Annotated in this window: 15 protein-coding genes; 8 read left to right on the top strand and 7 right to left on the bottom strand. The window is 67.4% G+C overall.

Features of this window, described 5'->3' with window-relative positions; all coding sequences use genetic code 11:
- Positions 1 to 23: 23 nt before the first annotated feature.
- From C2R22_RS14150 to C2R22_RS14135, 4 genes are all read right to left on the bottom strand, one after another.
- On the bottom strand, positions 24 to 1,730 hold the full coding sequence (locus tag C2R22_RS14150) for a sensor histidine kinase (RefSeq protein ID WP_103426326.1): 1,707 nt from the start codon (positions 1,728 to 1,730) through the stop codon (positions 24 to 26).
- 122 nt (positions 1,731 to 1,852) lie between these two features.
- A complete protein-coding gene (locus C2R22_RS14145; protein WP_103426325.1) occupies positions 1,853 to 3,397 on the bottom strand; it encodes a replication factor C large subunit in 1,545 nt (514 codons plus the stop codon).
- A gap of 42 nt (positions 3,398 to 3,439) precedes the next feature.
- Positions 3,440 to 3,814, bottom strand: coding sequence for a PIN domain-containing protein (locus C2R22_RS14140; RefSeq protein WP_103426324.1), 375 nt, complete (start codon positions 3,812 to 3,814; stop codon positions 3,440 to 3,442).
- On the bottom strand, positions 3,815 to 4,045 hold the full coding sequence (locus C2R22_RS14135; protein WP_103426323.1) for an AbrB/MazE/SpoVT family DNA-binding domain-containing protein: 231 nt from the start codon (positions 4,043 to 4,045) through the stop codon (positions 3,815 to 3,817).
- Between the two features lie 450 nt (positions 4,046 to 4,495).
- On the opposite strand from C2R22_RS14135, the gene C2R22_RS14125 reads away from it, so the two are divergent.
- The 4 genes from C2R22_RS14125 to C2R22_RS14110 all read left to right on the top strand — a co-directional run bounded on the left by C2R22_RS14125 (position 4,496) and on the right by C2R22_RS14110 (position 6,598).
- Positions 4,496 to 4,852, top strand: a complete 357-nt coding sequence (locus C2R22_RS14125; RefSeq protein ID WP_103426322.1) for a four-helix bundle copper-binding protein — start codon at positions 4,496 to 4,498, stop codon at positions 4,850 to 4,852.
- Positions 4,853 to 5,195: 343 nt separating this feature from the next.
- On the top strand, positions 5,196 to 5,402 hold the full coding sequence (locus tag C2R22_RS25125) for a hypothetical protein (RefSeq protein WP_162562508.1): 207 nt from the start codon (positions 5,196 to 5,198) through the stop codon (positions 5,400 to 5,402).
- 236 nt (positions 5,403 to 5,638) lie between these two features.
- On the top strand, positions 5,639 to 6,070 hold the full coding sequence (locus tag C2R22_RS14115) for a pyridoxamine 5'-phosphate oxidase family protein (RefSeq protein WP_245902772.1): 432 nt from the start codon (positions 5,639 to 5,641) through the stop codon (positions 6,068 to 6,070).
- A gap of 75 nt (positions 6,071 to 6,145) precedes the next feature.
- Positions 6,146 to 6,598, top strand: coding sequence for a pyridoxamine 5'-phosphate oxidase family protein (locus tag C2R22_RS14110; protein ID WP_103426320.1), 453 nt, complete (start codon positions 6,146 to 6,148; stop codon positions 6,596 to 6,598).
- A gap of 36 nt (positions 6,599 to 6,634) precedes the next feature.
- Here C2R22_RS14110 and C2R22_RS14105 read toward each other — a convergent pair whose 3' ends face one another.
- A complete protein-coding gene (locus tag C2R22_RS14105; RefSeq protein ID WP_103426319.1) occupies positions 6,635 to 7,801 on the bottom strand; it encodes a metal-dependent hydrolase family protein in 1,167 nt (388 codons plus the stop codon).
- 79 nt (positions 7,802 to 7,880) lie between these two features.
- Positions 7,881 to 8,375 carry a GNAT family N-acetyltransferase gene (locus tag C2R22_RS14100; protein WP_103426318.1) on the bottom strand — a complete coding sequence of 165 codons (495 nt, stop codon included), beginning with the start codon at positions 8,373 to 8,375 and terminating at the stop codon, positions 7,881 to 7,883.
- Between the two features lie 121 nt (positions 8,376 to 8,496).
- Between C2R22_RS14100 and C2R22_RS14095 the strand changes: the two genes are divergently transcribed.
- From C2R22_RS14095 to C2R22_RS14080, 4 genes are read left to right on the top strand one after another with little or no spacing between them, the layout of a single operon-like run.
- Positions 8,497 to 9,609, top strand: coding sequence for a metal ABC transporter substrate-binding protein (locus C2R22_RS14095; RefSeq protein ID WP_103426317.1), 1,113 nt, complete (start codon positions 8,497 to 8,499; stop codon positions 9,607 to 9,609).
- A complete protein-coding gene (locus C2R22_RS14090; protein ID WP_394342365.1) occupies positions 9,606 to 10,349 on the top strand; it encodes a metal ABC transporter ATP-binding protein in 744 nt (247 codons plus the stop codon). Before C2R22_RS14095 ends, C2R22_RS14090 begins: the two co-directional genes overlap by 4 nt.
- On the top strand, positions 10,346 to 11,359 hold the full coding sequence (locus C2R22_RS14085) for a metal ABC transporter permease (RefSeq protein WP_103426316.1): 1,014 nt from the start codon (positions 10,346 to 10,348) through the stop codon (positions 11,357 to 11,359). Before C2R22_RS14090 ends, C2R22_RS14085 begins: the two co-directional genes overlap by 4 nt.
- Before the next feature lie 50 nt (positions 11,360 to 11,409).
- Positions 11,410 to 11,775, top strand: coding sequence for a cupin domain-containing protein (locus tag C2R22_RS14080; RefSeq protein WP_103426315.1), 366 nt, complete (start codon positions 11,410 to 11,412; stop codon positions 11,773 to 11,775).
- 240 nt (positions 11,776 to 12,015) lie between these two features.
- Here C2R22_RS14080 and C2R22_RS14075 read toward each other — a convergent pair whose 3' ends face one another.
- The gene (locus C2R22_RS14075) at positions 12,016 to 12,645 is read right to left on the bottom strand and encodes a metal-dependent hydrolase (RefSeq protein WP_103426314.1); all 630 of its coding nucleotides are present in this window, start codon (positions 12,643 to 12,645) and stop codon (positions 12,016 to 12,018) included.
- Positions 12,646 to 12,693 lie beyond the last annotated feature (48 nt).

Genomic DNA, 12,693 nt, shown 5'->3' with positions numbered 1-12,693 from the left:
TCACCGGGGGTGACGGGAGAGGGTCACGCGTTGTCGCTCGTGTCGTCACACGCTCCGTCACCGCCGTCGGCGACAGCGCCGGTGTCTGTCTCCACGTCGGTGTCGGTCCTCACGTCGTCGTCCGCGTCAGTGTCGGTGTCTGTGTCGGCTCTCGCGTCGTCGTCCGCGTCGGTGTCGTCGTCGGCCTTCACATCAGCGGCGGTTTCCGTGCCGACCGGAGCTTCGTTCTCGGTCACGACGCCCGTCTCTTCGGGCTCTGCTCGTCCGTCCGCGGCGGCAGCGCCGTCGACGACGTTGACGCCGCGGAACTCGAACCGGGCGCCACCGTCACGGCCGTCGCGGACCGAGACGGTCCAGCCGTGAGCGGTCGTGATTCGCTTGACGATGGCGAGGCCGAACCCGGTCCCCGAGCGGTTCGTGGTGAAGCCCGACTCGAACACCTTGACGTGTCGGTTCTCCGGGATGCCGGGGCCGTCGTCCTCGACGAAGAAGCCGCAGACGCCGTAGTCGTCGGTGAGCGGGCCGACCCGGACGGTGGGGTTCGGTCCGGCGTGTTCGAGAGCGTTGCCGAAGAGGTTCTCGAACAGCGCGCTCAGCCGCTCCTCGTCCGCGTACACCGACGGGAGGCCCTCTTCGACGACGCACGACCCCTCGCTCTTGAGGCCGACGGTGAGCGCCGCCGTTTCGACGACGTCCGTGAGCGGGACCGCTTCGGCGTTGTCGACCAGCCGTCCCTCGCGAGCGAGACGGAGCATGTCATCGATGAGCCGGCGCATCCGGTCGTGGGCGGTCTTGATACGCTCCACGTCGTCCTGCAGTTCTTCGTCGACGGACTCCTCGACGACGGTGAGGTAGCCTTCGGCGACGTTCAGCGGGTTGCGCAGGTCGTGTGAGACGAGCCGAGCGAACTCCCGGAGGCGTTCGTTCTGCTCGCGGAGCGCGTCCTCGGCGTCACGCTGTTCGGTCACGTCCCTAACGGCACAGACGAACCCGCCGGAGTCGAGTTTCGTCAGCGACTTCGACTTCACGAACGTCGACCCGTCCTTGCGGAGGCCGACCGACTCGCCGCGCCAGATTCCCTGTTCGTCGAGCGTGGGGAGGATCTGCAGGTGCATCCGCTCGTTCTCCTGGGGCGGGTTGATCACCTCCCACGACTCGCCGACGAGTTCGTCCCGGTCGTACCCGTACGTCTCCGCGTACGCGCCGTTCACCTCGACGAACCTCCCCTCGCTGTCGACGACCGCGATTCCCTCCTCGACGGTCGACATCGCCAGCGCCTGGAGTTCGCGCTCGGCCTCCGCACGGCGTCGGGCGACGGCCGACTCGATACGGTTGGCGAGTATCCGATGGCCGCCGGTGACCGACTTGCGGACGTAGTCGGTGACGCCCGCGGAGATGGCGTCGCTCGCGACGTCCTCGTTCCCGTGGCCGGTGTAGATGACGAACGGCACGTCGGGGTCCGTCTCGCGGACCGCTTCGAGGAGTTCCAGTCCGCTCATCTCGGGCATCTCGTAGTCCGAGACGATACAGTCGACGGATGCGTCGTCGGCCAGCGCGTCGAGCACGCCCCGGGCGGAGGGGAATCCGGTGACGGTGGCGTTGTCGAGCGTGGCTTCGAGCAGTTTGACCGTCGTCTCACGCATCGCGTCGTCGTCGTCGGCGACGAGCACGTGCATCGGCGGCTCCGCTCCCTCCGTAGCGGTCCCCCAGAAGAATCCCCCCTCACTCATGTATTAACATCTGTATACGACCGATGCAGATAAATGGTACGTCCGACTCGATGGGCGCTGTTTCGGGGCGAACGCGCCGGATATCGACGCAATCGTTCTCACGCCTCGTGGGGCGTGCTGGCTCACGTGAAATCGAACAGCCCCGACTGACCGTCGTCGCGTCCGCCGCCATCCCCCGTGTCGCCGTCGGTGTCGTCCTCATCGCCGGCCTCGTCGTCGGCGGAGGCAGCGAGGTCGTCGAGGGTCGTCGTCCCGTCGGTCCCGCCGCTCGTGTCCGCGTTCTCGCCCGCGTCGTCCGCTCCCTCGTTCGTGTCGGCAGTACTCTCGGCGTGGGCGGCGAGTCCTTCACGCGCGAACGCGTCGCCCGCGTGCGCTTCGAGCAGTTCCTCGCGGCGCTCTCTCGCCTCTTCGACGATGGACTGGACCTTGTTCGTCGACTCGCCGCTACCGGTCACGTACGCGACGTGGTCGGTGTCGAAGTCGTACCACGCCGTCATCGCCACCGTGAGGTCGCGCGGCTTGCAGTGGTGGGTCATCGCCTGTAAGAAGGGGAGGACCTCGCGGCGGGCGGTGGCGATGCTCACACCCGCGGATTCTGCGATGCGCGACGTGACCGCGTCGCGCGTCGCGTTCTTCGTCGAGCGCCACGGCGCGCCGCCGTAGCGGGTCCAGCCGCCGCGGGTCCGGTCGCGCGAGGCGGCGACCCCCGCCGAGACGTTGTCGGTCGCGTACCGCCAGTAGCGGTAGTTCTGGGTCGCGTACACCCGGCCGAGCCAGCGGTCGGCGTTCGCGAGGTGGTCGTACGCGCGGGCGAGTTCCTCGCCCTCGTACACCATCGACACCTTGTCCTCGACCCACGACGTGAGGTCGTCGGGCGTCTCGTCGGTGTCGTACGCCGTTCGCAGCGCCTCCTCGGCGGAGTCGGACTCCTTGAGGACGCTGTCGAGGAAGCCGAAGATGTTCACCGTCCGGTCCCTCCCGCCGGAGGTCACGTCGTCGAGGGAAAGCGACGCTCTCCCGCCGACCGAACTCTGGAGGTCTCTCACTGCGGAGCGGAGGTCGCCGTCGTTCGACTCCGCGATACGTTCGAGCGCCCGTGCCTCGAACTCGACGCCCTCGCGCCGGCAGATGTCGCGGAGGACCGGCACGATCGAGCGCGCGGAGACGTCGCGGAACTCGATCTCCCGGCAGGCGCTGCGCATCCCCCGCGACATCTCGTAGAAGTCGTTCGCGATGAGCACGACCGGCTGGTTCGCCTCCTTCAGGAGCTTCGTGACGGCCTGTTTTCCCCCGTAGTCCTTCTGGTAGTGGATGTTGTCCGCCTCGTCGAGGATGACGAGTTGGCGGCCTCTGTCACGCTCCCCACGGGAGTCGGCGTTCGAAGCCCCAGAGAGCGTCGTGTTCATCGCCGCCCGCCCCGCAAAGCGCTCGATGACGTCCGCCGTTCGCTGGTCCGAGGCGTTCAACTCCACCGTCTCCCACCCCTTGTCGGCGGCCAGCGCGTGCGCTGCGCTCGTCTTGCCGACGCCGGGGCTCCCGTGGAGGACGGCCGGTTCTCGGTGTTCGTCCCACGTGTCGGCCCACTCCGCGAACTCGTCGCGGGCCGTGTCGTTGCCGCGCACCTCCGACAGCGTCGTCGGCCGGTACTTCTCCGTCCAATCGGCCATTACGGGAGGAAGGAGTGAGGCGGGTTTAGTGGTTGCGGAGGGCTACTCCTCGTCCACGCTCTGGAGACCGAGACGGGGGACGAAGCCTTCGTACGCCCCATCGCTGGAGACGACGGTGTCTCCATCAGATTCGACGAGGTGGAGCGCGTCGAAGGGAGTGAGTCCGTGGTCTTCGACGTACGTGGCTGCCGCGACGACCGTGTCCACGTCGCCGCGAACCTCCACGAGCTTTGCGGCGTTCGTGACGACTCGTTCCGTGTCTCGGTCCTCGCGGTACGCGACCAAGAGCAGTTCGATGAGCGTGAACTGCGATGTCCACAGCTCGTTTCGGTGTGCGCGATACACCGCCTCGGCGGCATCTCCGAGCCAGTCTTCGTCTTTGATGAGTGCGAGAAGGAAATCGGTCTCGGCGTACATTCAGCGTCCGGCCTCGTCCAACGCCGCTTCGCGGGCTTCCTCGCGAAGTTCGCTAGCCGTCTTCTCGACGTCCGCAAACTCCTCTCGGAGCGCGTCGAGCGGGTCGTCCGCGACCGGAATCAACTTGATTCCGTCGTGAAGTTGGACGATGTGGTAGTGTTCACCGTATCGTTCTCGCATCTCCTTCGGGAGCGTCAGACGCCCCCGGTCGTCGAGTCTCGCGTCCGACATACACCGACGTATGATGGGTAGAGACAAGAATATTCCCCATATATACAGACACACCCACCGAAAGCGTCGCCGGGTGCAGTAGGTCCATCACCTCGGCGGTGACCAGTCGTTGAACGGCGAACCAACGTGTTTACACACTGCACACACGATTTCGCCGACTTCTCCGTCCAGTCTACATCGTCTCGACGTGTGTGTCTCAGTCTCTCTCGTGTGTCGAGTGAACCGTCTGGACCTTACGCTCGCGGACGTCCACAGGGCACTCGCGTACTACTACGATCACATCGATGACTTCCGAACGAGTTCCTCTGAGCCTGCCTCGGCATGACGAGGCCGGTGTACTGCGACGAGGGTATCCGGATTCCGGTCGCAATGGATTACGCCGACGCGAGAACAGCACCGACATGTGCAAGCACGAAGCTGAATCCGGTTCCCCACCGACGTAGTAACGCAATGTCCCTTGCAGAGACCGTCTCGAAGATCGACGGACTGAGCGACGAGGAACGCGAGTGTATCGAGATCTGCAACGAGGCCGCCGAGGTCTGTGAGTGGTGTGCCGACGAGTGTCTCGGCGACGAGGAGATGGAAGAGTGCGCCCGGCTCTGCCGCGACGTCGCGGACATCGCCTCCCTGCACGCCCGCTTCGTGGCCCGGGGCTCGAACTACAGCGACCAACTAGCCGAAGCCTGCGCCGGCGTCTGCGAGGAGTGCGCCGAGGAGTGCTCCAGCCACGACCACGACCACTGTCAGGTCTGCGCCGACGTCCTCGAAGCGTGCGCCGAGCACTGCCGCGGCATGATGCGGGCCTGATAGCAGGCGCACGCGGTTACATCGTAGCGTAGTCCGCGCCGGGAGCTTCTTTCGTCGCGAACGCCCCGACTCGACGTGTTCAGCCGGGCGACCCGGAGAAACGCGGACGGACGAGAACAGCCCGCGAGCAGGGCGACCCCGGAAGTCAGCGAGACGGGGCGGACGAGCGCAGAACGGCGGTGCTCCCGTCCCCGTCGGTCGACTGTTCAGTTCGACCGTCGTCGTCGCCGTCGACTCTGTTGGCTCGGAGACGCTCACGTACGCCGGACGTGTGAGGTGGCCGCTTCTGACCACCTCGCCGTCGGCGTCGTACTGTTTCCCGCGAACGTGGACTGTGAGCCGCGTGTCCCCCAGCGGTGGCGAAACGCGCGAGTGGTACCTCGGCCGTGTCGCCCGCGCCGAGGACGCCGACGCCGTTCGCCTCCGTGTGCTGGGTCCCGGACGGGTCGACCACCGCCACCTCCGTCACCTCGAAGCCGCCGCTGCCCGTGCTGGCGTGTTGAATCGTGGGCGCTCCGCCGCCTCGTGTCCCTCTCGGCATGCGATTTAGCCCATCCAGACACGCGAAACCGTTCCGAATTTTGGGCACATCTAAACGCGGTGGACGGCCGCCGTTGTCGGTGGCATAAACCGCAGAGCGCGATACGAAACGAGGCTCGGACCGGTTCATCGCGTCCGTTCGAGTCCCTCGTCGGCCCACGCTCGGGTCCACCGTCCGTCCCGCGTGGCCGAGCGCCGAACCGTCAGGAGGTGTGAACTTATACCACTTGGTGTCGTTCTAGTGGTGTGTCTCGCGCGGAACTCATGGACGACAGAGAGGTGAACGCGTTTCTCGGCAACGAGGGGACGGGGGTACTCGCGCTCGCGAGGGACGACGAGTCGTACGCGATTCCGGTCTCGTACGGGTACGACCGCGAGGAGGGGACGTTCTACCTCCGTCTGGCCTTCCACGCCGACAGCCGGAAACGGGAGTACATCGGACCGAGCCGTCCCGCCACGCTCGTCGTGAATCGGGAGACCGAAGAGGGGTGGCGGAGCGTCGTCGCGCGTGGTCGCTTGCGCGAGACCGGCGAGGCGGCGATCGATTCCAGCGTCGTCGAGGCCATCCGCCGCGTCAACATCCCCTTCTTCACCGTCTTCGACCGGCCCGCGCGCGAACTCGACTTCGAGCTGTTCCGGCTCGCGCCCGACGAACTCACGGGCCACAAACAGGTGTAGGTCGAGGCGAGAGTCGTTTCTCGCTCCCCGGGTCCCGTCGCATCGTTTTTGCTTGCTGACATCCTACCTCGGGGTATGAACGACACGCGCTCGGTACGGATGGACGACGACGAACGGGCCGCGTTCCTCGGCACCGGCGGGACCGGTGTCGTCTCGTTCGCCACCGAGGAGGGTGAACCCCCGTACTCGCTGCCGGTCTCGTACGGGTACGATGCCGACTCTGACGGACTCTACCTTCGACTCGCGTTCGACACCGAGAGCGGAAAGGAGGCGGTCGTCACCGCGAACCGGCCGCTGTCGCTCGTGGTCCACCGACAGGAGGATGCGGGGTGGCGGAGCGTCGTCGTCACCGGTCGTCTGGAGGAGGCGACCGAGGCGGCCATCGACTCCGACGTGGTACAGGCGATGCGCCGGGTCCACATTCCCCTCGTCGACGTGTTCGACCGTCACCCGCGCGAGCTGACGTTCCGGTTCTTCCGGGTCGACGTCGACGAGGTTTCGGGGCGGAAGGAGGCCAAGAGCGCCTGAGCGACCTCGGCGTGAGCTAGCCCGGACCCGCTCGGTTCACTCCTCCGTCGGGAGGTACCCCGACGCGAGTTCCCCACCGAAGAGCACGGCTTCGGGCGCGTTGAGCCGCGTCGAATCCTCCAGCGGATCGCCCTGGATCACGAGGAGGTCCGCGTGTGCGCCCTCGTCGAGGGTCCCGCAGTCGTCGAGGCCGACCGTCCGTGCCGCCGTCTCGGTCATCGCCTCGATGGCCGCGCGCGGCGAGAGCCCGTGTTCGATCATAAACGTCACCTCCGCCGCGTTCGCGCCGTGGTCGTTGAACGGGGTGCCCGCGTCGGTGCCGCCGGCGATGGTGACGCCCGCCTCCACCGCTCGTGCGAACGAGTCGATGTGGCGTTCGTAGATGTGTTCGGTCTTCCGTGCCGTGTCGGGCGTCGCCCACTCGACGTTGCGGACGATGTAGTACGGCGCCGAGAGCGTCGGGACCAGCGTCACCTCTTCGGACAGCATGAGTTCGATGGCCTCCTCGTCGAGGAACGTCCCGTGTTCGATGGTGTCGACGCCGGCCAGCGCGGCCGCCTTCGCCCCCTCCGCGCCGTGGACGTGCGTCGCCGCGTGGAGGCCGTGGCGGTGCGTCTCGTCGACCAGGGCGTCGAGTTCGTCGTCGGTGAGCGCGACCGTATCGGGGTCGGTGCCGGGCGTCGTCACCCCGCCGGTCGTCATGAACTTGATGAAGTCCGCGCCGCGTTTGACCTGCTCGCGGACCGCCTTCCGGGCGTCCACCGGCCCGTCGATTTCCCTCCCGAGGTGGTGACCGTGTCCGCCCGTGACGGTGATCGACCGGCCGTTCGCGACCATCCGCGGCCCGGGGACGTCGCCGCGCTCGACCGCTCGCTTGAGGTGGAGGTCGACGCCGGCCGCGCCCATCGCCCGAACCCCGGTGACGCCCGCTTCGAGCGTCTTCCGCGCGTTCCGCGACTCCGCGAGCGCCAGTTCCGCGTCGGACATGTTCACGACGGACTCGATCGTCGTCTCGGCGGAGAGCGAGAAGTGGACGTGCGCGTCGACCAGGCCGGGCATGAGCGTTCGCCCGTCGAGGCCGAGACAGCGCTCGTCCGACCGGGGAGTGAGGTCACCGACAGCGCCGATGCGACCGTCGACGACGCGGAGGTCACCGACGCGGTCGACGTCGCTCGACAGGAGTCGGGCGTCTCGCAGCAGCATCGTCAGCCTCTGGGGGATGTGGTCGCTTGAAGCTGTCCACTCGCCCCGGTTCGTGTCAGTCGACGAGACTCCCGTGGGGTCACAGTTCGCGGGCCACCATCTCGCCCCAGTGTTCGAAACCCCAGCGGTCGTAGAAGGCTCGCGCGCGGTCGTTCTCGCGGTCCACGTCGAGCACCAGTCGCTCCAAAGGGAGGTCCTGTTTCTCGGCGCACGCGAGCGCCGCCTCCATCAGGTCGTCCGCGACACCCGTGCCGCGTGCGGGCGGGTCGAGGTACAGTTCGTTCAGCACGGCGGCGTCCCAGACGAACGCCAGCGAGGCCGGGAGGACGAAGACGTAGCCGATGGGCCCCTCCTCGTGGACCGCCAGTTGCACGCAGTCGGGGTCCTCGTCGACGCAGCGCTCGACCCACGCGAGCCACTTCCGCCGATAGCTCTCGGTGAGTTTCGCCGCGTACGTCGCACCCTTGTCGTCGCCACCGGTCCCGTGTCCGAGTCCGAGTTCGAAGCCGCGCTTCAGCGACCAGAGTTCGTCGGCGTCCCCGTCGTCGTAGGGCCGCACGGTGACCTCCGTCATACCCGATATACCGCGCCGGGGTACGTCAACGCTGCCATCGTCCCGGCCGCATGAATTAGACGACTCTAAACTATTATTGCGACAGACAAAATTATATGGGTGTAGACTGTCTAAGTCACGCATGAAGAGTACACAGGATTCGACCGAGAGCCGGCTCTGGTCACGCAGGGCCGCCCTCGCAGCGGGCGGAAGCCTCGTTTCCGCGGGGCTCGCCGGCTGTCTGGGCGGGAGCGCGACCGCCGGTGCCGGCTCCGGATCCGGCTCTAGCTCTGGCTCCGGCTCCAGCACCGGTAGCGGTGGCTCCGAGGAGGGACCCGTCGTCGTCGCCTCCTTCTTCAGTTTCTACGACTTCGCGCGGCAAGTCGCCCGCGGCACGCCGCTCACGATCAAGAACTTGATCCCGACGGGGCTGCACGGCCACGGCTGGGAGCCGAACGCGAGCGTCACGCGGGACATCATCGAGGCGGACGCGTTCGTTCACGTCGGCGAGAACTTCCAGCCGTGGGCCGACCGCGCCATCCAGACCCTGAAGGACGACGGCGTCGACACCCAACTCATCAACGTCCGCGAGGGCGTCGAACTGGTCGACCTCGCCGCCAGCCTCGACCCCGACGAGGAAGGGGTCGGCGCGGGGCGAGGGAAGGACCCCCACTTCTGGCTCGACCCCCAGCGGGCGAAGCAGGCGGTCGACAACATCACCGCGGGGTTCGTCGAACTCGCGCCCGAGCACGAGGACGCCTTCCGCGAGAACGCCGCGGCGTACAAGAGCGACGTCCTCGACAGGATCGACCGCGACTATCAGGACGTCTTCGACCGCGCCGAGCGGAAGGTGGTTCAGTTGGCGGCGCACAACGCCTTCCAGTACATCGGCGTCCGCTACGGCGTCGAGATGCGCCCGCTCGTGGTGAACCTCGCGGCCAGCGGCGACGTCAAACCCTCCGACATCACCCAGGCCAAGCGCGTCATCGACGAGAACGGGATCAGATACATCGGGGCGGGCGTCTTCGAGACGCGGAAGCCGGCGCAGCAACTCGTGGCCGAGACCGCGGTGGAAGCGTACTTCCCGGTGACGCCCTACGCGGGCGTCCGCGAGGACTGGGTCGAGGAGGGCTGGGGGTACGAGGAGATAGCGTACAACATCAACATGCCGACGTTCGAGGTGGTCCTCGGGAACCGCGCACCCGAAGAGGTCGGCGGCGACGGCTGGGCCGCCGAGTGGAGGAACTTCGAGTGACGTCCTCCCCAGTCATCGAACTCGCCGACGTCTCCTTCGGCTACACCGCGAGCCCCGTCGTCCGGGACGTCTCACTCCGTATCGACTCTGGCGAGTACGTGGCCATCGTCGGGCCGAACGGGTCGGGGAAATCGACGCTCATGAAACTCATGCTCGGCCTGCTGCGACCCGACGACGGGACCGTCCGGCTGTTCGGCGAACCCGCACACGGGTTCGACGACGGCGCGCGCATCGGCTACGTCGCCCAGCACGCCAGCGCCGCCAAGGAGATGCCCATCACCGTCCGCGAGGTCGTGCGGATGGGTCGGTTCCCCCACGTCGGCTTCGGCCGCCTCTCGCGGGCGGACCACGTTATCGTCGACCGCGCCCTCGAAACGGTGGGTATGAGCACCTTCGCCGACCGCCGAGTGACCCAGCTCTCGGGCGGCCAGCGACAGCGGGCGTTCATCGCCCGCGCGCTCGCGAGCGAGGCCGACCTGCTCGTTCTCGACGAACCCACCGTCGGGGTGGACGCCGAGTCGGTCGAGGCGTTCTACCGACTGCTCGAATCGCTCAACGCGGAGGGGATCACGGTGCTCCTCATCGAACACGACCTCGGGGCGGTGACCGACCACGCCGCCCGGGTCGTCTGTCTCAACCGCGAGGTGTACTTCGACGGCCCCACCGCGGAGTTCGTCGAGAGCGACGCGCTCGCCCGGGCGTTCGGGACCGCCGCCGCGTTCGCGGGGATCGAACGATGACCGCGACGCTCGCACTCCCGCTGCAGGCGGGGGGCAGCGCCCTCGACCCCGTCCTCGCCCCGATTTACTGGCTCTTGCGCTACTGGTCCGAACTCCTCCTCTGGGTGGCGGGGGCGACCGGCATCGAACTGCTCCAGTACGGCTTCATGCACCGGGCCATCCTCGTCGGCCTCTGCATCGGCGTGATGGCTCCGCTCATCGGCACCTTCCTGGTGCACCGCCAACTCGCGCTCATCGGCGACGCGCTGGCGCACACCGCCTTCGCGGGGGTCGCCGTCGGCCTCTTTCTCAACGGCGTGCTCGACCTCGGCGTCTCCCCGTACCTCTCGGCCGTCGTCGTCGCGATGATCGCCGCGCTGCTCATCGAGGTCATCTCCGAAGTGACCGACGCCTACAACGACGTCTCGATGGCCATCGTCCTCTCGACGGGGTTCGCCCTCGGGACGGTCCTCATCAGTCTCAACGCGGGCGGCCTCGCCGTGGGCATCAACCAGTACCTCTTTGGGAATCTCTCGACCGTGTCGGCGGAGAACGCCGCCATCCTGCTGGTGCTGTTCGCCGTCATCGTCGCCACCGTCGGCCTCACCCGGAATCAACTGCTGTACGTCACGTTCGACGAGACGGCCGCGGCGGTGTCGGGTATCTCCGTGACGTGGTACAACCGAATCATGGTGATGCTGACCGCGCTGGTGGTCGTCGGCGCGATGCAGATCATGGGCGTCATCCTCGTCGCCGCCATGCTCGTCGTCCCCGTCGCGGGCGCGGCGCAGGTGTCGCGGAGTTTCTCCGAGTCGCTCGTGGTCTCGGTCGTGCTCGCCGAACTCGCGGTTCTCCTCGGCATCGGCGTCGCCTACTACGCGGAGGCCACCGCGGGCGGCGTCATCGTCCTCATCGCCGTCGGCATCTACGTGGTCACCGTCGCCGCCGGGAAACTCAAAACCGCGACGGCCGAGGAGTCGGCGCCCGAAGTCGGCAGTATCGACGCCGGCGAGGGCGCGAGTTCGGACTGAACCACTCTCACCCTCGGTGCGGTTATCGGCCTCGTCCGCGTCGGACACGCATGGACAAGGTGAATCTCGACGCAGCCTTTTCGACCTTCGACGACCGCTGGAACCCGCGCGTCGCGGCCGAACTGAACGGACAGGCGGTGAAACTCGTGAAGGTCGACGGCGAGTTCGTCTGGCACCACCACGAGGACGCGGACGAACTGTTTCTGATTCGACGCGGTGAACTCCGCATCGAATTCCGCGACCGCGACGACGTCACCCTCGGGGAAGGGGAGTTCCTCGTCGTCCCCCGCGGCGTCGAGCACCGACCGGTCGCCGAGAGAGAGGCTCACGTCGTCCTGTTCGAGCCACGCGAGACCTCCAATACGGGGAACGTCAGGGAGCAACGCACCCGGACGGAACCGGAACGGCTCGACTGAGTCCACGGGACGTGCGGTCGGCCCCCCGCGGAGGTGCGCATCTCTTCCGACAGAGGGCGACGCGTCGCTCTGACTTCGGTCGTCCGGCGCAGCGCGGCCGTCGTCCCCTGACGCCGGCCATCTCACGCCGCGCTACAGCGTTTCCTATCGCCGTATTCGGTTTATGGCGGCTTCACTCGTACTCCTGGCTCGTGCGCTCGTTCACCCCCACACGGAGGGGATTCCCCCGAAAACGACCGTTCAGCGCCGCTCCGCGTCCCAGAGGCGGAACGCGACCACCACGCTGCTCACGACGACGAGCATCAGCTCCCAGCCGGCCTGGAACACCGGCGCGACCCGCTCGACGTTTCTCTCTTCGTTTCCGGGCTGGGGGTCAACGGGCGTGCTGTAGTGGAGCGTCTGCGTCGTGGGCCGCGGTTCCGTCCGTTCGGGCTGAAGCTCGACGAACGTCTGGACGAGGCCCCGCTGGTCCGAGAGAAGGAGTTTCCCGTCGACGGTGTAGAAGGCGTCGACAGCCGGATAAAAAGCGTTCACGCCGTTGGTGAAGAGGTCGGGGAGGATGCCGCCGAACACCATCGCTGCGACGGACACCCAGGCGAGTCTGACGCCGCGTTCCCCGTACCGCGTGCGGAGGAGCGACTCCTCCCGGAGCGTGTCGACGAGGAGGAGGCCACAGACGAGCGCGGGGAACAGGAAGCTGTGAAAGAGCGAGCGGTGGGCGCCCGGGAGCACCAGCCCGGCGAGCGAGTCGAGGTCGGGGACCGCCGTGACTGCGACGACGAGGGCGACGGCCCGCGCGTCGAACTCGCTGGTGAGCAAGGCGGCGCCGACGAGTCCGCCGAGCGCCATGTGCACGAGTGTCGAGGGCATACCGGGAGTGGGAGAGGCGACGGCTTGAGCCTTAGCCTCGCCGCGGCA

It is taken from the genome of Salinigranum rubrum, from assembly GCF_002906575.1.
Lineage (GTDB): Archaea > Halobacteriota > Halobacteria > Halobacteriales > Haloferacaceae > Salinigranum > Salinigranum rubrum.
This window is presented reverse-complemented; position numbering and strand designations above follow the sequence as displayed.

What these genes read in the sequence shown, in the direction of transcription:
- C2R22_RS14150 (WP_103426326.1), bottom strand. Translation starts at nt 1,730, where the DNA reads ATGAGTGAGGGGGGATTCTTCTGGGGGACCGCTACGGAGGGAGCGGAG.
- C2R22_RS14145 (WP_103426325.1), bottom strand. Translation starts at nt 3,397, where the DNA reads ATGGCCGATTGGACGGAGAAGTACCGGCCGACGACGCTGTCGGAGGTG.
- C2R22_RS14140 (WP_103426324.1), bottom strand. Translation starts at nt 3,814, where the DNA reads ATGTACGCCGAGACCGATTTCCTTCTCGCACTCATCAAAGACGAAGAC.
- C2R22_RS14135 (WP_103426323.1), bottom strand. Translation starts at nt 4,045, where the DNA reads ATGTCGGACGCGAGACTCGACGACCGGGGGCGTCTGACGCTCCCGAAG.
- C2R22_RS14125 (WP_103426322.1), top strand. Translation starts at nt 4,496, where the DNA reads ATGTCCCTTGCAGAGACCGTCTCGAAGATCGACGGACTGAGCGACGAG.
- C2R22_RS14110 (WP_103426320.1), top strand. Translation starts at nt 6,146, where the DNA reads ATGAACGACACGCGCTCGGTACGGATGGACGACGACGAACGGGCCGCG.
- C2R22_RS14105 (WP_103426319.1), bottom strand. Translation starts at nt 7,801, where the DNA reads ATGCTGCTGCGAGACGCCCGACTCCTGTCGAGCGACGTCGACCGCGTC.
- C2R22_RS14100 (WP_103426318.1), bottom strand. Translation starts at nt 8,375, where the DNA reads ATGACGGAGGTCACCGTGCGGCCCTACGACGACGGGGACGCCGACGAA.
- C2R22_RS14095 (WP_103426317.1), top strand. Translation starts at nt 8,497, where the DNA reads ATGAAGAGTACACAGGATTCGACCGAGAGCCGGCTCTGGTCACGCAGG.
- C2R22_RS14085 (WP_103426316.1), top strand. Translation starts at nt 10,346, where the DNA reads ATGACCGCGACGCTCGCACTCCCGCTGCAGGCGGGGGGCAGCGCCCTC.
- C2R22_RS14080 (WP_103426315.1), top strand. Translation starts at nt 11,410, where the DNA reads ATGGACAAGGTGAATCTCGACGCAGCCTTTTCGACCTTCGACGACCGC.
- C2R22_RS14075 (WP_103426314.1), bottom strand. Translation starts at nt 12,645, where the DNA reads ATGCCCTCGACACTCGTGCACATGGCGCTCGGCGGACTCGTCGGCGCC.